This window comes from Polynucleobacter sp. AP-Jannik-300A-C4, from assembly GCF_018688335.1.
GTDB lineage: Bacteria > Pseudomonadota > Gammaproteobacteria > Burkholderiales > Burkholderiaceae > Polynucleobacter.
Genome location: NZ_CP061316.1, coordinates 666,971 through 686,623 on the forward strand (window position 1 = coordinate 666,971; position 19,653 = coordinate 686,623).

Sequence of the window (19,653 nt, forward strand, 5' to 3'; positions counted from 1 at the left end):
CGAGTTAATGCATAAAACTAGTCCTCATCGTAACCAGCGTCTCGCCGATCAAATTCAGCGGGACCTGGCCGAGCTAATCCCCCGTGAATTGCTTAGTCCGAGCCTGGGTTTGATTACTTTACAAAGTATTGAACTCACTCCAGATTTAGCTCATGCAAAAGTCTTCTTTACTGTTTTGGGCGCAGAGCCTGAAGTAGCATTGAAGGCTTTGCAGGACAAGGCAGGCTATTTACATTCATTGTTGTTTAAGCGTTTGCACATTCATACTGTGCCTACCTTACATTTCCACTACGATAGCTCTGTTGAGCACGGCATTGAAATGTCGCGCTTAATTGATCAGGCGGTGGATAGTGATCGCAAAGACGAGAACGCGTAAATAGCTATGTCTGTACGTATCGATGGGGTAGTCTTGCTTGATAAACCTGCTGGCATGAGCTCACAAGGCGCAGTCACTGCCGTCAAGCGTGCATTCAATGCAGAAAAAGCTGGGCATACCGGCACACTAGATCCAATGGCAACTGGTTTGCTCCCAATTTGTTTGGGTGAGGCAACAAAGTACTCACAGGATTTATTAGAGGCTGATAAAACCTATATCGCTCAAGTGAAATTTGGTCAGCGCACTGATACCGGTGATGCTGAAGGTTTAGTTGTAGAAGAACTTCCTTTGCCTGAATTTGCCAATGATGCCATTATCAAAGCTGCATTAGATTCTCTATTGCCTGCCTTTACTGGGCCGATTAGCCAAGTCCCACCAATGTATTCCGCGCTCAAGCGCGATGGCAAGCCTTTATATGAATACGCTCGCGCAGGTGTGGAGTTAGAGCGCTCTGCCCGAGATATTACGATTCATGCCATTCGATGGACCAATATCAATTGGCCGGAAGCCACTTTAGAGGTGAGCTGCAGTAAAGGCACTTATATCCGTGTGTTAGCTGAAGATATTGGTAAAGCTTTAGGTTGTGGTGCGCATTTGGTTGGCTTGCGCCGAACAGAAGTAGGTCACCTCAACCTTGAGCAATCTTTCACAATCGAATCTATTCAGAAGGGCTTGCAAGATAGCTCAAGTTATATCTTGCCAGTCGATGCGCTCTTACAAACCTTGCCTCATTTAACTGTAGATGAGCAACAAGCTAAGCGTTTAGAAATGGGTCAACGAGTCCCACTCAACTCTCCTTCGATAGAAGCGCTGGTGCGGATCTATCGTGCAACTGCGGCACCACATAACTTTATTGGTACTGGTGATTGGCGCTCCGGGGTCTTACACCCTAAGCGTTTAATTTCTTCGGCGCATTAAATATATTTAACCCCCTTATTGATTAACCTTATTCTTAACTTCAGAAGCTTCACATGACTAAACGCGCACTTCGTAATATCGCCATCATCGCCCACGTTGACCACGGTAAAACTACTTTGGTTGACCAACTCTTGCGCCAATCAGGCACATTCCGTTCCAATGAAAAAATGACCGAACGTGTCATGGACTCAAACGACTTGGAAAAAGAGCGTGGCATTACTATTTTGTCTAAGAACTGTGCGGTTGAGTATGACGGCACACATATTAATATCGTAGACACACCAGGACACGCTGACTTCGGCGGCGAGGTAGAGCGTGTGCTCTCGATGGTTGACGGTGTTTTGCTCCTGGTTGACGCGGTTGAAGGTCCGATGCCACAAACCCGCTTCGTAACCAAAAAAGCCTTGGCCCTCGGCCTGAAGCCGATTGTCGTGATTAATAAGGTTGACCGTCCAGGTGCTCGCACAGACTACGTGATCAATGCCACATTTGAATTGTTTGATAAGTTAGGCGCAACTGAGGAGCAGTTAGATTTCCCAGTGGTATACGCGTCTGGCCTGAATGGCTATGCCGGTTTGACTGATGATGTACGCGAAGGTGACATGCGCCCATTATTTGATACTGTGCTTAAGCATGTTCCAGTGCGTGATGACAATCCAGAAGGTCCTTTGCAATTGCAAATTACCTCTATTGAGTACAGCACTTACGTAGGTAAGATTGGTGTAGGCCGTGTAAACCGTGGCACTGTAAAGCCATTGATGGATGTGGTTTTCATGGACGGCCCTGATGGCGTTCAACGCAAAGGTCGCATTAACCAAGTATTGAAATTCCGCGGCTTAGAGCGCGAGATTGTTGATGAGGCGCAAGCAGGCGATATCGTATTGGTAAATGGCATTGAAGATTTGGCCATTGGAACAACAATCTGTTCCCCTGATACCCCAGAAGCCTTGCCAATGCTCAAGATTGACGAGCCTACTTTGACCATGAACTTCATGGTGAACACTAGCCCATTGGCTGGTCGTGAAGGTAAGTTTGTTACTAGCCGTCAGATTCGTGAGCGTTTAGATCGTGAATTGAAGTCCAATATGGCTTTGCGTGTAAAAGATACGGATGATGACACTGTGTTTGAAGTGTCAGGTCGTGGCGAATTGCACCTCACCATCTTGGTGGAAACCATGCGTCGTGAAGGTTACGAGTTGGCAGTTTCCCGTCCACGCGTGGTATTCCACGAAGTAGATGGCGTGAAGATGGAGCCGTACGAGAACTTGACGGTTGACGTAGAAGACACTACTCAAGGTGCCGTAATGGAGGACTTGGGTAAGCGTAAAGGCGAATTACTCGATATGGTGAGTGATGGTAAAGGTCGCACACGTCTTGAGTACCGTATTCCTGCGCGTGGTTTGATCGGCTTCCAAGGCGATTTCATGACCATGACTCGCGGTAACGGTTTAATGAGCCACACATTTGATTCTTATGCACCTGCAAAAGACGGCATCTTGGGTGAGCGTCATAACGGCGTATTGATCAGTCAAGATGATGGCGAAGCAGTTGCTTACGCTTTGTGGAAATTACAAGACCGCGGTCGTATGTTTGTGAGTCCTGGCGACCCTTTGTATGAAGGTATGGTGATCGGTATTCATAGTCGTGACAATGACTTGGTTGTGAACCCAATTAAAGGTAAACAATTAACCAACGTTCGCGCTTCTGGTACTGACGAAGCGGTACGCTTGGTAACACCAATCGCAATGAACCTCGAGTACGCTGTTGAGTTTATCGATGATGATGAATTGGTTGAAGTAACGCCGAAGAGTATTCGTATTCGTAAGCGCTACCTTAAAGAGCATGAGCGCAAGAAAGCGGCACGCGACTAAGCTACTTCAAGCTACACAACAAAAGTCACCTCCGGGTGGCTTTTGTTCTTCATTGAAATCCATATTCCAAAAATAATAGTAGAAATAGATCCTCATGCTGCCATCCATTGAACAACGTCTTGCCCTAGAGTTATCCGCCAAACCCGCTCAAGTAGCTGCTGCTATTGCTTTGATGGATGATGGTGCTACCGTTCCTTTTATTGCCCGTTATCGCAAGGAGGCTACTGGCGGTTTGGATGATGCGCAGTTACGCTTGCTAGAAGAGCGTCTGAGTTATTTGCGTGAGTTAGAAGATCGTCGTAAGGCAATCGTGGCATCAATTGAGGAGCAGGGCAAGATGACCCCAGAGTTGCTCAAGGCCATCATGCTTGCTGAGGATAAGACGCGCCTGGAGGACCTCTACCTTCCATATAAACCCAAGCGCCGAACCAAAGCCCAAATCGCCCTAGAAGCAGGATTAGAGCCGCTTGCTAATGATTTGCTCGCTAATCCTCATTTAGATCCTGAAATAGAGGCCGCCAAATACATTAAAGAAGCATTTGACGTTGATGGCACGAATAACCCTGGAGTTCCTGACGTCAAGGTAGCTCTTGAAGGTGCCCGTCAGATTTTGATGGAGCGGTTTGCAGAAGATGCTGGCTTAGTGCAATCGCTAAGAGCATATTTACTGGATCATGGCGTCGTGGAATCCAAGGTAATTGCTGGTAAGGAGCAAGAAGGTGAAAAATTCGCTGATTACTTTGATTACTCTGAACCAGTTGCTGCGATTCCGTCACATCGTGCCTTAGCTTTATTTAGAGGTCGTCGCGAACAAATGCTGATGGTCAATCTGCGCTTGGATACTGAGGAAGAAAAACCCAAATGGGATGCGCCTCATAATCCTTGCGAGTCCCGCATTGCCAATCATTTCAAGATTAAAAATGAAGGTCGTCCAGCTGATCAGTGGCTGGCTGAGACCGTGCGCTGGACTTGGCGCATTAAGTGCTCCATGCATTTGGAGTCCGAGCTCATGAGTGCTTTGCGTGAGCGCTCTGAAGCTGAAGCGATCAATGTGTTTGCGCGAAACCTCAAGGATTTACTGCTGGCGGCACCTGCCGGACCAAAGGTCACCATTGGTTTAGATCCTGGAATGAGAACGGGCGTGAAGGTTGCGGTGGTCGATGCTACTGGTAAGGTGGTGGATACGGATGTGATTTACCCACATCAGCCTAAGAACGATTGGGATGGCTCATTGCATACGCTTGCTAAATTAGCCGAGAAGCATAGGGCGACTTTAATTTCAATCGGCAACGGAACTGCCTCACGCGAGACAGATAAGTTGGCGCAAGATTTAATTAAGGCCAAGCCAGAGCTTAAATTAACAAAGATTGTGGTATCTGAAGCAGGGGCATCGGTTTACTCTGCCTCCGAATACGCCTCAAAAGAATTGCCCGGCATGGATGTATCGCTCAGAGGGGCAGTATCCATTGCGAGAAGGTTACAAGATCCACTTGCAGAGTTGGTCAAGATTGATCCGAAGTCGATTGGTGTGGGTCAGTATCAGCACGATGTGATGCAGACACAGCTAGCCAAGTCTTTGGTTGCTGTTGTGGAGGATTGCGTAAATGCAGTAGGTGTTGATGTGAACACGGCATCAGCGCCTTTACTAGCACGGGTTTCGGGTTTGAGTAGTGCGGTTGCCGAAGGTATTGTTTCTTATCGGGATAGCAACGGCGCATTTCAGACTCGGGCAGATTTGCGGAGCGTGCCACGCTTAGGTGACAAGACATTTGAGCAGGCAGCGGGTTTCTTGCGAATCATGAATGGTAAAGATCCATTAGATGCATCAGCAGTCCATCCAGAATCCTATCCCTTGGTTGAGAAAATACTCAAAGATATCAAGAAGGGCGTTAAAGAAGTGATTGGTGACGCAACTATTTTGAAAGGACTTAGTCCAGAAAAGTATGCCGATGAGAAGTTTGGAGTACCTACGGTCACAGACATTATCAAGGAGTTGGAAAAGCCGGGTCGTGATCCGAGGCCTGAGTTCACAACCGCCACATTTAAAGATGGCGTAGAAAAAATCAGCGACCTCAAAGCGGACATGATCCTAGAAGGGGTCGTAACTAACGTTGCAGCCTTTGGTGCATTCGTGGATATTGGTGTTCATCAAGATGGTCTGGTACATATCTCTGCATTAGCCAATACCTTTGTTAAAGATCCACATACCGTAGTTAAAGCAGGTCAGGTTGTGAAGGTCAAAGTGCTTGAGGTTGATGAAAAGCGTAAGCGGATTGCTTTGACGATGCGACTATCTGATGAAGCCCCTAAAGTGTCGATAGGCGCAAAGCCTGAGCAAAGGGCAAATCGACCTGGAACCCCAAGAACTCCAGAAGCTAGAAGACCGCAGGAAGATAGAAGATCTGCGCCCCCAATGAATAACGCTATGGCAGATGCTTTACGTAAACTCAAGGGTGGCGGTTAGTAAGGGTTAATAAGCATTAGCAAGAAATCGTTACACTACAAGAATAGCGAGCATTGGAGAAATTGAATGAGCATAGCTAAAAGCTTCCTGTTGGGATTTTTGACTCTCTTTATCTCGACCTCTATTGCTCAAACTGCGCCAACAGTAGCTGCTGCCTCAGATCTCAAGTTTGCTGTCGAAGAAATTGCTGCCAACTATAAGACTGATAAAGGGCAAGACGTAAAACTGGTATTCGGCTCATCAGGTGTGCTGTGGCAACAAACCAAAAATGGCGCACCATTTAGCTTGCTGATGTCTGCTGATGAGGCTTATGTAGACGACTTATCTAAACATGGTTTAACAGTTGATGATGGAACTCTGTATGCAATCGGCAGAATCGTGCTCTTGCAGAAAAAAGGCGGTTCAATGCAGCTCGGCACTGACAAAGACGCCCTAATGAAAGCAATTCAAGCGGCTAAGAAGATTGCTATAGCCAATCCAGATCACGCCCCTTATGGCAGAGCGGCGAAAGAATACCTTATAAGTATCGGGGTCTGGGATTTGGCTCAGCCCAAGCTGGTATTTGGAGAAAATATTTCTCAAGCAACGATGTTTGCTTTAACGGGGTCGGCTGATTTTGCGATCTCCGCCTTATCTCTAGCTTCTTCGCCACAAATTCAAGCTCAATCCTCATCTGTGCTGATACCGGATAACCTTCATAAGCCGCTGAAACAAAAGATGGCTTTGATTAAAAACTCCGCACCAAGTGCTAAAGAGTTGTATCTCTACCTACAAGAGCCTAAGTCCAAGCAAGTGATGAGGCGCTATGGTTTTGTTGCCCCGTAGTCATTAATTTGTAATATATTTCTATTATTATCGAATTATGAAAAATACTGAAGCAATACAAGCATTCGTTGCCCTAGGGCAGGAGTCACGCTTAAACGTTTACCGCCTCATTGTGCAAAAGGGCGATACAGGTTTAATGCCATCACAAATTCATGAGATGTTGGGTATTCCGAATGCAACGCTCAGCTTTCATCTAAAAGAGCTTTATCAGGCCAATCTCATTACTGTCGAGCGTCAGAGTCGTAACCTCATATACAGACCAAACCCTGGAATGGTTGAAGCGCTCAGTGGGTTTTTGCTGGCTAACTGCTGCGGGGGTAAATCCTGCGAATCACCAAAATCTTTAAAAAAGGCAAATGCTTAATGAAACAGTACAACATTCTTTTTTTATGCACCCATAATTCTGCTCGATCCGTATTGGGTGAGGCTTTAGCATCAACACACCCAAGTGGTAAGTTCGTAGGCTATTCAGCAGGCTCAACACCGGGTACAAGTGTTAATCCAATTGCTGCTGATATCGCAGAGGAGTTGGGCATGGACCGCACACTCCTAAAGTCAAAAAGCTGGGATGTATTTGGTGGACCTAATGCCCCCCAAATGGATTTCATTATTACGGTATGTGATAACGCTGCTGGCGAGGTTTGTCCATTTTGGCCTGGTAAGCCTGCAACAGCGCATTGGGGCTTTCCTGACCCATCGCAAGTGCAGGGTACTGATTTAGAAAAGAGAGCAGCATTTCATGAGGTCAAGAATGGTCTCAAGAAACGCTTAGATATCTTGGCTGCAATGCCATTAGAAAAACTTGACTCTATGAGCCTTAAAGAAATTCATACTAAAGCATGAGCTCGATCACAAAAAAACTCTCCTTTCTGGATCGCTATTTAACGGTCTGGATTTTTGTTGCAATGGCGGTTGGTATTGCCTTAGGCCACTTTATCCCAGGTATGGAAGGATTTATTAATTCCTTTCAGGTCGGCACAACCAATCTCCCAATTGCTATTGGTTTGATCTTAATGATGTACCCACCGTTTGCTAAGGTGCGCTACGAAGACTTGCCCGACGTATTTAAAGATAAGCGCATCTTCGGTATATCCATTTTGATGAACTGGATTATTGCGCCGACTTTAATGTTCTTTTTGGCAATCACTTTTGTTCCTGACCAACCAGAATATATGGCTGGCCTGATTTTGATTGGCATCGCGCCTTGTGTTGCGATGGTCATTATTTGGAATGATTTAGCCAAAGGCTCCACTGAATACGCTGCTGGCTTAGTAGCATTTAATGCCATTTTTCAAGTATTGTTTTTTAGTGTCTATGCTTATTTCTTCTTGACTGTATTGCCACCTTACTTTGGTCTCGCTGGATCAAATGTCAGCGTCGGTATGGGTCAGATTGCAGAGAGTGTATTTATCTACTTAGGCATTCCCTGCATTGCTGGAATATTGACTAGGGTAGTCATGCTCAAGTTCATGTCTAAGGAGCATTACCACGAGCATTTTGTGCCCCGCATTGGCAAGATCACTTTAATAGCTTTACTCTTCACCATCATCGTGATGTTTAGCCTCAAGGGCGGAGTGATCTTAACGCTCCCAATGGATGTTGTGACTATTGCCGTGCCATTGTTGGTTTTCTTTCTCATCATGTTCTTGCTCACTTTCTTGGTTACTGGCAAGATAGGAATCGATTACAAACGATGCTGCACGCTTTCCTTTACCGCTTCTAGTAATAACTTTGAGTTGGCTATTGCTGTTGCTATTGCAGTCTTTGGAATTAATTCTGGAGCAGCCTTTGCTGCAGTCATCGGCCCTTTGGTAGAGGTGCCCATCATGATTGGCTTAGTCACTGTAGCCTTATGGTTTAAGGAAAAGTATTTTCAAAAGGATGTATCTTAAGTGTTTGAGTCGCCACTGCAATATCCAGCTTTAGTAGAGGATCTTTTCCAGATTCCTGAATTGGAAAAATTGAGTATTCAGGCTGGTGATCATGCGCCTCGGTTTTTGCTACTGTATGGTTCACTGCGAGAGAGATCCTATAGTAGGCTCCTTACTTTCGAGGCGGCGAGGCTGTTAATCGCTATGGGTGGCGAAGTCAAAATTTTTGACCCTACTGGTCTGCCTCTAGTTGATGGTGCACCCGATACCCATCCGAAGGTGCAGGAATTGCGCCAATTGGCTTTGTGGGCAGAGGGGATGGTTTGGACCTCACCGGAACGACATGGTGCTATGACCGGCTTGCTAAAAACACAGATTGATTGGATTCCTTTGTCTGAGGGTGCCGTTAGACCAACTCAAGGCAAAACTTTGGCGGTAATGCAGGTATGCGGGGGATCGCAATCCTTTAATGCGGTGAATCAAATGCGTATCTTGGGACGATGGATGAGGATGATTACGATTCCCAATCAATCATCGGTTGCCAAATCTTTTACAGAGTTTGAAGAAGATGGGCGTATGAAGCCATCTTCCTTTTATGATCGCGTCGTTGATGTCATGGAAGAGCTCTATAAGTTCACATTACTGACTCGTGGAGTTAGCGAGTATTTGACGGATCGCTACAGTGAGCGAAAAGAATCTGCTCAGGAGCTATCTAAGAGGGTAAATCAAAGAGCAATATAGCCTCTGAAGACTAGCTATCTGTTCTAGCTGGATTATGGGATTTATTTGTGAGTTCAATATACCCTCACTCTTGGATGGCCCTTGCGCAACATGGTTGTTTGATGATAACATATTTGTTAGTATCATTGAATGACTTATACCATTCGCTATTACAGCCCCGATGTATTGGAGCAAATTTTTGATTTACCTATTTCTTTGCAGGCGCGCTACATTGCTTTGACGCAGCGCATGATTGAATATGGGCCGCATTTAGGTTTGCCGCATACCGATTCGTTTGGCGGTGGTTTATTTGAGCTTAGGCTAAAAGGTATAGAGGGAATTGCAAGAGTTTTCTTTTGTACTGTGGTGGAGCGAGAGATTGTGATGTTGCATAGCTTTATTAAGAAATCGCAGAAAACTCCTGATAAAGAACTAAGGCTAGCCAAGTTGAGAATGAGGGAAGTGAAATTATGAAGACAAAGACATTGACCCATAAACAAGCAGTTGGCAAGATGTTAAAAAATCCAGCAGTCAAGGCTGAGGTTGAGCGCTTAAATAAAGAGGAGTTTGCGATTCTTGATGAAATACTGCAGGCTCGTAAAGCCGCAGGTTTATCTCAGGCTGAAGTGGCTCGCAGAATGGGTACACAAGCTCCAGCAATAGCCAGACTCGAAAGCTCTTTGGCAACTGGAAAGCACTCCCCAAGTTTAAGTACGCTTCGAAAGTATGCTGCTGCCTTAGGTAAGAAGGTCGAATTACACCTAGTCTGATCCGACTAATTTTGGGCTATTGTTTGTTATGTCCTAAATGGCCTAACAAGATTCTCTAAGGCAAATGCATCATTAGCATGCTGAAGTTCATCAATCGATATGCGGAGTTTCTTGAGCTCTTTGCATGACAACTTACGCAATTTTTTGCGATCCATGCCGTAGGTATCCAGTAGATAACGGACTCTGGATAAGCAAATCTGCAGGCGGATGAGCCAAGCTAGGGCAAATAGGCCTGGTGCAAGAAATAGAAGCAAAATACTCATTTAGTGGCCTGTAAAAAAGGCCGTCACATGGACGGCCTATTGAAGTTAATCTGATGATTAACCTTTGTACTTATTTAACCAATAAAACAGGCTGCTTGGCTGCATTGCTTACCTTTTGTGCGACAGAGCCCATGATGGCATCCACGATGCCACTACGACCTTTTGAGCCCATGACAATGAGGTCAAACTTTTCTTTATTGGCTAGAGTAATGATTTCGCTGGCAATGTGACCGCGCTTAATCACCATGCTGTGTTTGACGCCAGCAGTATCCAGAGCCTTTTGAGCTCCTTTGAGATCTTTCTCACTCACTTCGCGGAGGTAGTCATCAATTACGCTATTAGCAACAAATTGCTTCACGTGACCAAGGCCAATATCATCATGCACACTAATTAATGTAACGGTGCACTTGCTGCGCAAATCCTTAGCTAACTTTCCAACATACTTGGCCGCATTGAGCGAAGATTTGGAGCCGTCAACTGGTAATAAAATTTTCATTTGCCCCTCTATTTTTGTAGTGAATAAACTGCAACTGCATATGACTAATTTACTATGAAAACCACCATAAATCTACGAAAAAGTGCCAGATCCAACGAAGCGCTTGTCTAGAACTTAATTTACTTTAGAAACGCATCGTAAAAGGTCTTGATGATCAATATCGTCACTAGAATAAAGAAACCTTTGCGGATAAAGGTATTGCCATGTTTGATGGCAATCTTAGTTCCAATTTGGCCGCCTACGAGATTAGCGCTAGCCATCAATAAGCCAAGCTGCCAGTCAAAAAAACCGAGATAGAAAAAGACGCAGAGTGCCCCTAAATTGGAAGCAATATTAAGGTACTTCGCAGGCGCTGCAGATCGTAAAAAATCAAATCCTAATATTCGGGTGTAGAAGAGTTTATAAAACGCACCAGCTCCAGGCCCCAGAAAGCCATCATAAAAACCAATGATGCCTGCACCGGTAGAGGCGATTGCTTTTTGTTTGTGATGCTCATGCTTAGGTGCATGCACTAGACCGGCACTGGATTTGATATTAAAGATCAGTAGTGCAAGCAATAAAAAAGGTAGAGCGCCTCTGAGCCATTCGGTTGGTAGTTGAGTGACAAGGTATGCTCCCGCTACTGAGGCGAAAAATGCAAACGAGGAAGAAATGATGACCAAGCCCCAGGGGCTTTTATTGGCTCGGCTGTACTGAATGGCTGAACCAATAGTTCCCACAATCGAGCCAAACTTATTTACAGAGAGTAGTGTGGCTGGTGGAAATCCAGGAAGGGCCGCAAAAAGGGCTGGCACTTGAATCATTCCTCCGCCACCAATAATGGAGTCGACCAAGCCTGCAAATAAAGCGCAGGCTAGTAAAAGGCCAAGGTCGAATGCAGAGAGTTCAAGCATGTTGTCTATTATTTTCTAGTTCTTATGGGTGTTGCTGGCACATTTTAGAGGGGTTTCTGGATGGTCGCATTGAGTTTGTTTTATTCCTCTGGGTGGAGTGGATAATCTAGTCCAAATGAAAGTCAATTCTGAAGGAGTCTCCTCATCAAAAGTGTATCTGCCTGCTGGGCAGGATTACGCCTGTCTGTTGGATTTCTTTATTGCCAATTTCCCGCATATTGATAGAGGTGAGTGGGAAGCTCGTTTTGAAGAAGGTCTGGTATTTAACCAAGAGGGTGAGGCACTTGCTGCAAGCGATGCCTACATATCTAATACGCACTTACTATATTTCAGGCGCTTAGCCCGGGAACCAGAAATTCCTTTTGAGGAAGACATCTTATTTCAGGATGAGCACATCCTAGTTGCAGATAAACCCCATTTTTTACCGGTAACGCCAAGCGGTCTGTATTTACATCAAACCCTACTGAACCGTCTAAAGAAAAAAACTGGGATTCAGGAACTGAGTCCGATTCATCGAATTGATCGCGACACGGCAGGCCTAGTGATTTTTTCTGTGAATCGACTAGAGCGAGCCCAATACCAAAATTTATTTAGAGATCGCGCAGTCAAGAAAGTCTATGAAGCGATCGCACCCTATTCAGAGCGCCTCATCAACCAATTGCCAATGACCTATCAAAGTAGATTGGAAGAATCTGAACACTTTCTGCAAATGGAAGAGGTGGAGGGCGTGCCTAATGCTGATACCTTGATTGAATTGATAGAAGTAAATAAACCCTGGGCTAAATATCGCTTAACCCCTGGTAGTGGCAAGAAGCATCAATTGCGTTGCCATCTCAATAGCTTGGGTATCCCCATTGAGCATGATCAGATCTACCCTGTGCTTACCCCTTATCAAGAGTATGATTTGGACTTTTCTAAACCTCTGCAACTCTTAGCAAAAGAGATTGAATTTAAAGACCCGGTAACGGGGCAAGAGAGATCTTTTGTGACCCAGAGAGTATTAGCTTGATATTGGTATGACTGTAAAAACACCCAAGCGCTTAGCTGTTGCCCCCATGATGGATGGTAACGACAACCCAATAAAATAGGGGTTAAAATGGGTGTTGTGTGCACCAGTGTGTGCAGTTTTATTGGGCCCCCTGTTTATACTGACTCGACTATGAGCCCTCTCATCTGGATTCTAATTCTGTTTGCTGCCTTACTGCTTGGCTATGCAGTTGGAGTAGGGGGTCTATATCGATTCCAGAATCGTGGTGAAACTCTAGTTCGCCAAGCATTGATCAATTACATGCCAGCTGATTCTTGGCACCTATTAAACAATGTGACTCTGAAGCTGGAGAAAGGCACTACCCAGATTGATCATGTCCTGATCTCTCGCTTTGGTGTCTTTGTCATCGAGACTAAGCATTACAAAGGATGGATCTTTGGTGATGGAAAGTCAAAAAGCTGGACTCAGGTGCTATTTCATAGAAAGCATCGATTTCAGAATCCAGTACATCAGAACTATAGGCATGTGAAAGCAGTCCAGGCATTACTTGATTTCTTACCTCCAGAGCATGTCACTGGCCTGGTTGTTTTCACCGGTGACTCCATATTCAAAACAGCTCCACCAGCTGGAGTCCATACTTTAGGTAGCATGATCTCTTATTTGCAAGGTCTTGAAGAGGAGACTTTGACAGAGAATCGTATGCAGTTTTGTGTTGGTAGGCTGGAATGTACTCGCCTGGCATTAACCAGGGAAACTGATATTGAGCACCGAACTGGCCTAGAGGCTAGGTACAAGAAATAGGGAGATTCCCGAGTTTGATCAATTTGCCCCCATATTTTTTTGGTAAGGGGTATTTACAGGCCTAAAATATAGCGAAGCCCACTTATATATGAAATTGATAACGATATGACCAAGCTACTTTTCGCTGTATTTGCAATATTTTCCCTGCTAATAAGTGCTCAATCAAATGCGCAAACAAAGCAATTTAGTGGCGACTGGATCACTGATATTGGTGGCGGCTACGACGAGGCTTATGTAACAAACGATTCCAAATCATCATTCGGACTTATTTGCATGGATTCATGCCTTTGGTATGTAGATTTTCAAAAGACTTGTGATGATGGTGACAAATACACTGCGCTGATGGCTGATGGCAGTAGTGCTGGAGCTGTTGAACTTTCCTGCCTAAAAATAGGCAAGAGATACATTTTGATCCTCAATGACTTTGATATGGTGCAAAAGGCAACACTCCGATCTGAAAATATTGGCTTCTCAATTGCATTGCAGGGAGGAAAGTTTCATGTCTCTAGATTTAGCCTCAGAGGTGTTAAAACAGCTCAAGAGAGAGTTTTCAAGGCGGCAGCTTCTGGTCGACCATCTGGGAAATCCACTGGATATAAGGATATAAAACTTTAATGAATATCATCATTCCAAACACAGTAATTTGGAGTAATGCCTATAAAGTTATCTTGGCAATTGCCATAGTTATTGCATGTTTTTCTAATGAGGCTGCTTATAACATCGGAAGATTATTCACAATCTCTCTGATGTCAGTTGGATTCGCTCACTTTCTATTCAAGAAAAAGTCTGAATATGCTAAGAGCTTAGCCAAAGCAATCGCCGCTCTGATCCCAGTCTTTGTTGCAATCTCATTTATTGTTTCCGATAAGGTTGCAAAAGATTCAATGGCATCAATGCATGAGTCCATGGTTGAGCAAAAAGATGCTTACCAAAAGACAATTGATGGCACCTATTCATTGGCAGATGCAAACAAGAGTCCTGATAAGCCTGTATCTATGGATGAATTTAAGAGGTTTAGGGCCGCAAGCAGCAAGGATGAGATGCTGAAAGAGATGCCCGCTTTACTTAAACTAGCTACTAGACAGAGCTCTTACACACTCGCTTACCAGACAAAAGTGATTGCAGATCTTCAGCTTGCTGAGTCCATGCAGACTGAAAATCTAGCAAATTCTGTAGGAGCCCAAAGACTGAAAGCTGCAGGTCAAAAGTATGGAGCTTTAATTGCTCAAATGAAGGCAAATGCAGCTGAATTTAATGCCCAATACAAGGCTACTTTCTACCTAATAGCGGCTAATTACCCATCTGAAATTACTGCATTTGATCGATCATTTAATGATAGTGTAAAAAATCAAAATGAAATGTATGCGGCTGAGGGTGAATTAGCTATTGAGCTACAGAAACTTGCCGATATTTTGATTGCAGGATATAAGAATCAGCAAGTTAAGTACGATCCAGGGCAAAAGACATTGTTGTTTGTAAATGATTCTCTGATGAATTCATATAACGCATCTGTTGCAAAGATTGCAGATCTTGCAAAGTTAGAGGAAGAAATTTCCCAAAGAATCATTTCCAATTTATCAAAATATGAAAAGGCCTCCGCTAAGAGGTGATGGCATGCTGAAAAAGACATGGTCAATCTATGGGTAATCTAGCAGGCATTGTTTTGATGCGATATACGAGCTATTTTTTTAGAAAAATGACTGCAATCATATAGCCAAAAAACATTTCTCCAAATGCAGCTAAACCCCAAATCGGGGCACTGATCAGGCTCCAAATAATGGAAATCCCGATTATTGAAAGAAAGACAGTTTTCTGTGCAGCAATTAACCTTCCTAATGCAAGTCCAACAAGGGAGAAGAATATGAAGTATCCAAGCATTTATGAAGCCTCTTTTTAAGCTGGGTTGAAAAGTGATTTTTCTTAATAATTAATGCATTTTTTTATTGTGCAGTCATACATCATAAAGTGCCAAGCTATTTTTTTTGGTTTTATGCGAGGTTGAAATCTATAAGAGTTAGAATGAATTTCTTAATAATAATTAAATGTAATATGCACAAAAAATAGGCATATTTTTTTCACTTAAGTTACATTTTTGGTAAAAACACATGACAGATGATGAAGTCAATAAGTTGGAAAGTTTAGTCATAGATATGGCCATTGAGAGCTGGCGCTTTTCAAGACTTTTTGTCAGGGTTGCTGGAAAGTTGGATGCTGGTGAAACTGCAAAATACGTAAATCAACTTCGGTATTTTCAAAAGAAAGTCGAGGATGGGCTCAATCAGATTGGTTTAAAAGTTGTAAATCTAGAAGGTCAATCATTTGATGCTGGTATGGCGGTATCTGCAATCAATATTGAAGACTTTGAAGCTAGTGATATTTTGATCGTTGAACAAATGATAGAGCCGGTCATTATGGGTGCTGATGGTTTAAGGCGGTCCGGTGCTGTGATGTTAAGGAAAGTTTGAAATGAAATATGTCGGCATAGACTTAGGTACAACTAATAGCGCAATTTGCACTTATGACGGAGAGTCAGTCCGCCTCTATAAAAGTCCTGAGCAGCATGATGTCACGCCATCTGCGATATTCATTGATAAGCGTGGAAATAGGTATGTAGGTGCCAGGGCCTATGATAGCTCTGCGAAAAATCCAGATAATTCAGCAACTTTATTTAAGAGATTGATTGGTACAAATACACCAATTACCTTGAAGGCTGTAGATAAGGTTATGACACCAGAGGAGTGCTCGGCTGAAATCCTTAGAGTACTTTTTTCTTATCTACCAGAGGAAATTAGAAATGATGACTCTACAGGCACTGTAATCACAGTACCTGCAGCATTTAATCAAATGCAAAAAGATGCAACAATGGCAGCTGCCGAACTTGCTGGAATCGGTAAGGTTGCCCTAATGCAAGAGCCTGTTGCGGCAGTAATGTCTGTAATGAAGAGTAGAAAAATTGATGGCACATTCCTAGTCTATGATCTTGGCGGCGGGACGCTTGACATTGCAATTGCGGAGAGCACCTCAGGTCGGGTTAGTCTTCTAGCTCATGGCGGAATTGCAATGTGTGGTGGGCGAGATTTTGATCGGATTCTTTTTGATAATGTTGTCAAACCATGGCTTGTCAGCAACTTCGACTTAGGTGAAGCTTTTGCCACCGAGCCTAAATTTAAAAAATTACGCAATATTGCTCTTTGGGCTGCTGAAAAAGCAAAAATTGAGCTTTCTCAGAAAGAAGATGCAATTATTAGCATGCCTGAAACTGATATTGGAATTCAGGACGAGTCAGGTGCAGATATTTATCTGGATATCTCGCTTAGTCGTAACCAGTTAAACGATCTCATATCGCCCAAAATAGAAGAATCAATTGGTGCGACAAGGGATGCTCTGGAAAAAGCAGGGCTAACACCCCATGATATTGAGAGGGTTGTATTTGTAGGGGGGCCAACAAACTATAAGCCCCTAAGAGATAAAGTTGCCTTTGAATTGGGAATTGCCCCTTCAACCGATGTCAACCCGATGACTGCTGTTGCAGAAGGTGCCGCAATTTTTGCAGAATCAATTGACTGGTCTACGCAGAATAGGTCAAGAAAAAATAGTCGAGGTGCTCTTAGTACTGGCGGAACTTTGAATCTTGGTTTTAACTACATAGCCAGAACGCCAGATCAAAAATCCAAAATTATTGCCATGGTTTCAGGAAGTGTTGCGCCTGGTACAGAGTTTCAAATTGATAATTTAGACACTGGATGGTCTTCTGGTCGGATTACTTTGGTTGATAAAGCAGCCCTTGAGGTCTCGCTATCTAAACCAGGTGAGAATGTATTCAAAGTGTTTATTTTTGATGCAAATGGCGGGCCGATACGTATTGAAAATACAAGACTAGTAATTACTAGAACTGCAGCAAGCATTGATGCCATTCCTGCATCTCACTCGATTGGTCTTGAGGTCAAAGAAAAACTTGCCGGAAAAACTACGCTTGATTATTTAATTAAGGATGGAGACCAGCTTCCAAAAAAAGGAAAAAAAGTATACAAGGCAGCAGAGTCTTTAAAAGCAGGAAGTTTGAATTCTCTTAAATTTAAATTATGGGAAGGCGATATATCAGAGTCAATTTCTGATAATCGGTTTATTGGTATGTTTGAAATCAAAGGGTCAGATATTGAAGAGGGGGTAATCGCAGCAGGATCAGAGCTTGTATGCGACTTTGAGATACTTGATTCTGGAAATATTATTTTAGAAGTATCTGTGCCCTCAATAGGGGGATCCTTTCATAGCGGTAGAAATTTTTACTCGCGTCAAGAAGGCCAAATTGATTACAGTCAGGCCGCAAAAGTTGTCAGTGAACAAGCATCCAGCGCGCTTGATAAATTGGATTTAATGAGCGGAAAAATAGATGATCCTCGCCTTGATGAGGCTAAGAAGAAGCTTCAGGAATCTTCAGCAATTCGTCCAGATGAGTCGGACCCGGAGACAACTAAAAATGCTATGGATCAAATCCAAGATGCAAAAAGACTGATGTCTCTTGCTCGCAAAGAGCACCTACAGCAAATTCGTCAAATTGAACTTGATACTGTCACTAATGTATTTAATGAAGTCATTCGCCAGTATGCTAGACCAACAGAAGAGTCGGCTTGTGACAATTTGATAAGAACCGCACAGAGAGCAATAGACAATAAGAGCCCTGAGTTTGAGGCGCTTATTGACGAGCTCAGAAATAAAAATTTCCAAATACTATGGCGACAAGATTGGTTTATTGCAGATAGATTCAAAATGTACTCGGATGAGCCACATAAGTTCCCTGATATTCCTGAGTATCATGCATTAATTGCCGAGGGAAACAAGTCAATTTCCGCTGGAGATGTAGATAAGTTGAGGCAAGTTGTTGCTCAGCTTGGATCCATGAAGATCTATTCTGGTGATGAGGATGACATGATTGCAGCAACTAACATTATTTCCGGATGAATATGGAGCAATGGCTTCCAATCGGATTAGATCTACCTCTTGGGTATAAAGCTAAGAAGGTGCTTCAATCAGGAAATTCATGGCAAATTATACAAGCTTCTGAGGCTGGTAAAGCGCTCATCGCAAAGGAATCATTATTTGATAAGTGGATTAATGATGGACTTATTGATGAAACTATATTCTCAAAATTTATTTATGGAGAAGAAGTTTTCTACTCCCTTTATGTCCCTAACAAATACCAATTAACTACCCTTGATAAAGCTAAATCACCAAATTCAAAAAATGATGCAATTTCATTTGCCCAGTGTCTAAAAAAGACTAGGGATAGAAATATAGATATCGCACTACACGATGCGATTTTTATAGAGTCCATAACAAGACTGCTTCCTACCTATTCAATATCAACGCCGGTTGGTGATGATGTGCTCTTAGGATACTGGTTGACAGGTGGGATACCGATTTCTGTTCATTCTTCTAGGCGACTAAAGCAAATTGTTAGTTGGTTGGATCCAAAATATCTTGATGAAATAATTAATGTTTCAGGTATTGATGCTTCAAACAATTCTATTTTGGAGGCAGGGCTACTAAAAGATTCAGAGAGCCCAGTCGATCCAATCGGGAGGTCTAATCAGCTTGATGGCAAGGAAATTACTCAAAAATCTTCTCATTTTGAGTTGCCTGGCCGAATTGAGTTGACTCATTTTTTCAATGAGCATGTTGTAGATATTATTAATAATGAAGAGCGTTATAAATTGCTTGGAATTAATTTTCCCTCCGCCATAATTCTTTATGGCCCACCAGGTAGCGGCAAGACTTATGCGGTGGAGAAGTTAACTGATTACTTGGAATGGCCAATGTTTGAAGTTGATGCCAGCAGCATCGGAAGCCCATATATTCATGAAACTAGTAAAAAAATTGCCGATATCTTTAAGAGGGCGATTGAGAGCTCCCCTTCAATATTGGTTATTGACGAAATGGATGCTTTTTTATCTGACAGGGAAGCTGGGGCTGGCCAGCACAGGGTGGAGGAAATTGCTGAATTCCTAAGGCAAATCCCAGAGGCCACAAAAAATAAGGTTTTAATTGTCGGCATGACAAATAGGATTGATACCATTGACTCTGCCATTCTTAGGAGGGGTAGATTTGATCATGTAATTATGGTTGACTATGCCAATGAGGAAGAAATTTTAGGAATGCTTAAAAATTCTTTATCTAAGATCCCAAAAGCAGATGATCTTAAATTAATTGATGCCTCAAAAAGGCTTGCTGGTAGACCTCTTTCTGATGCGGCTTACGTAATTAGGGAGGCTGCGAGACTGGCAGCTAGAAGTGGTAAGACTCTCATAGATCAAGAAAGTTTGAATATCGCTCTGGATGAAACCCCTGTTAGGGATAAAAAATCAGAGCAACATCGTCCAATAGGATTTCTTTAGAGGGA

At 43.4% G+C, this 19,653-nt stretch carries 22 protein-coding genes; 18 read left to right on the forward strand and 4 right to left on the reverse strand.

Annotated features, from left to right (window positions below):
• Positions 1-7: 7 nt before the first annotated feature.
• The 11 genes from rbfA (at position 8) to FD975_RS03540 (ending at position 9,815) form a co-directional block, all read left to right on the forward strand.
• Positions 8-376 (forward strand): 30S ribosome-binding factor RbfA, encoded by a 369-nt coding sequence (gene rbfA, locus FD975_RS03490; protein ID WP_215303149.1) that lies wholly within the window; start codon positions 8-10, stop codon positions 374-376.
• Positions 377-382: 6 nt separating this feature from the next.
• Entirely contained in the window at positions 383-1,294 is a 912-nt protein-coding gene (gene truB / locus FD975_RS03495; RefSeq protein ID WP_215303151.1) for a tRNA pseudouridine(55) synthase TruB, read from the forward strand.
• 53 nt (positions 1,295-1,347) lie between these two features.
• Entirely contained in the window at positions 1,348-3,165 is a 1,818-nt protein-coding gene (gene typA, locus FD975_RS03500) for a translational GTPase TypA (protein WP_215303153.1), read from the forward strand.
• Between the two features lie 94 nt (positions 3,166-3,259).
• Positions 3,260-5,629 carry a Tex family protein gene (locus tag FD975_RS03505; RefSeq protein WP_215303155.1) on the forward strand — a complete coding sequence of 790 codons (2,370 nt, stop codon included), beginning with the start codon at positions 3,260-3,262 and terminating at the stop codon, positions 5,627-5,629.
• 66 nt (positions 5,630-5,695) lie between these two features.
• Positions 5,696-6,454, forward strand: a complete 759-nt coding sequence (modA, locus tag FD975_RS03510) for a molybdate ABC transporter substrate-binding protein (protein WP_215303157.1) — start codon at positions 5,696-5,698, stop codon at positions 6,452-6,454.
• A gap of 37 nt (positions 6,455-6,491) precedes the next feature.
• Positions 6,492-6,818 carry a helix-turn-helix transcriptional regulator gene (locus FD975_RS03515; RefSeq protein ID WP_215303158.1) on the forward strand — a complete coding sequence of 109 codons (327 nt, stop codon included), beginning with the start codon at positions 6,492-6,494 and terminating at the stop codon, positions 6,816-6,818.
• Positions 6,818-7,297, forward strand: coding sequence for an arsenate reductase ArsC (locus tag FD975_RS03520; RefSeq protein WP_215303160.1), 480 nt, complete (start codon positions 6,818-6,820; stop codon positions 7,295-7,297). Before FD975_RS03515 ends, FD975_RS03520 begins: the two co-directional genes overlap by 1 nt.
• Positions 7,294-8,346: an ACR3 family arsenite efflux transporter gene (arsB, locus tag FD975_RS03525; RefSeq protein WP_215303162.1), complete on the forward strand. Its 1,053-nt coding sequence runs from the start codon at positions 7,294-7,296 to the stop codon at positions 8,344-8,346. Before FD975_RS03520 ends, arsB begins: the two co-directional genes overlap by 4 nt.
• Positions 8,347-9,066, forward strand: a complete 720-nt coding sequence (arsH, locus tag FD975_RS03530; RefSeq protein WP_256443840.1) for an arsenical resistance protein ArsH — start codon at positions 8,347-8,349, stop codon at positions 9,064-9,066.
• A 129-nt stretch (positions 9,067-9,195) separates the two neighbouring features.
• Complete coding sequence (locus FD975_RS03535) at positions 9,196-9,519, forward strand: type II toxin-antitoxin system RelE/ParE family toxin (protein ID WP_215303164.1); 324 nt, start codon at positions 9,196-9,198, stop codon at positions 9,517-9,519.
• Positions 9,516-9,815: a helix-turn-helix domain-containing protein gene (locus tag FD975_RS03540; protein ID WP_215303166.1), complete on the forward strand. Its 300-nt coding sequence runs from the start codon at positions 9,516-9,518 to the stop codon at positions 9,813-9,815. Before FD975_RS03535 ends, FD975_RS03540 begins: the two co-directional genes overlap by 4 nt.
• Positions 9,816-9,841: 26 nt before the next feature.
• Here FD975_RS03540 and FD975_RS03545 read toward each other — a convergent pair whose 3' ends face one another.
• The 3 genes from FD975_RS03545 to FD975_RS03555 form a co-directional block, all read right to left on the reverse strand.
• On the reverse strand, positions 9,842-10,078 hold the full coding sequence (locus FD975_RS03545) for a hypothetical protein (RefSeq protein WP_215303168.1): 237 nt from the start codon (positions 10,076-10,078) through the stop codon (positions 9,842-9,844).
• A gap of 70 nt (positions 10,079-10,148) precedes the next feature.
• Entirely contained in the window at positions 10,149-10,574 is a 426-nt protein-coding gene (locus tag FD975_RS03550) for a universal stress protein (RefSeq protein WP_215303169.1), read from the reverse strand.
• A gap of 119 nt (positions 10,575-10,693) precedes the next feature.
• Positions 10,694-11,467, reverse strand: a complete 774-nt coding sequence (locus FD975_RS03555; RefSeq protein ID WP_215303171.1) for a TSUP family transporter — start codon at positions 11,465-11,467, stop codon at positions 10,694-10,696.
• Between the two features lie 115 nt (positions 11,468-11,582).
• Between FD975_RS03555 and FD975_RS03560 the strand changes: the two genes are divergently transcribed.
• From FD975_RS03560 to FD975_RS03575, 4 genes are all read left to right on the forward strand, one after another.
• Entirely contained in the window at positions 11,583-12,476 is an 894-nt protein-coding gene (locus FD975_RS03560) for a pseudouridine synthase (RefSeq protein WP_215303173.1), read from the forward strand.
• Positions 12,477-12,626: 150 nt separating this feature from the next.
• Positions 12,627-13,256 carry a nuclease-related domain-containing protein gene (locus FD975_RS03565; RefSeq protein ID WP_215303175.1) on the forward strand — a complete coding sequence of 210 codons (630 nt, stop codon included), beginning with the start codon at positions 12,627-12,629 and terminating at the stop codon, positions 13,254-13,256.
• Between the two features lie 105 nt (positions 13,257-13,361).
• Positions 13,362-13,871, forward strand: a complete 510-nt coding sequence (locus tag FD975_RS03570; protein ID WP_215303176.1) for a hypothetical protein — start codon at positions 13,362-13,364, stop codon at positions 13,869-13,871.
• Positions 13,871-14,866, forward strand: a complete 996-nt coding sequence (locus FD975_RS03575) for a hypothetical protein (protein ID WP_215303178.1) — start codon at positions 13,871-13,873, stop codon at positions 14,864-14,866. Before FD975_RS03570 ends, FD975_RS03575 begins: the two co-directional genes overlap by 1 nt.
• A gap of 70 nt (positions 14,867-14,936) precedes the next feature.
• Here FD975_RS03575 and FD975_RS03580 read toward each other — a convergent pair whose 3' ends face one another.
• Entirely contained in the window at positions 14,937-15,134 is a 198-nt protein-coding gene (locus tag FD975_RS03580; protein ID WP_215303180.1) for a hypothetical protein, read from the reverse strand.
• 227 nt (positions 15,135-15,361) lie between these two features.
• On the opposite strand from FD975_RS03580, the gene FD975_RS03585 reads away from it, so the two are divergent.
• Genes FD975_RS03585 through FD975_RS03595 form a run of 3 tightly spaced genes read left to right on the forward strand, consistent with a single transcriptional unit; the run spans position 15,362 to position 19,648 of the window.
• On the forward strand, positions 15,362-15,721 hold the full coding sequence (locus FD975_RS03585) for a hypothetical protein (RefSeq protein WP_215303182.1): 360 nt from the start codon (positions 15,362-15,364) through the stop codon (positions 15,719-15,721).
• Position 15,722: 1 nt separating this feature from the next.
• A complete protein-coding gene (locus FD975_RS03590) occupies positions 15,723-18,215 on the forward strand; it encodes an Hsp70 family protein (protein WP_215303184.1) in 2,493 nt (830 codons plus the stop codon).
• Complete coding sequence (locus tag FD975_RS03595) at positions 18,212-19,648, forward strand: ATP-binding protein (RefSeq protein WP_215303186.1); 1,437 nt, start codon at positions 18,212-18,214, stop codon at positions 19,646-19,648. The genes FD975_RS03590 and FD975_RS03595 overlap by 4 nt, the downstream gene beginning before the upstream one ends.
• Positions 19,649-19,653: the final 5 nt, after the last annotated feature.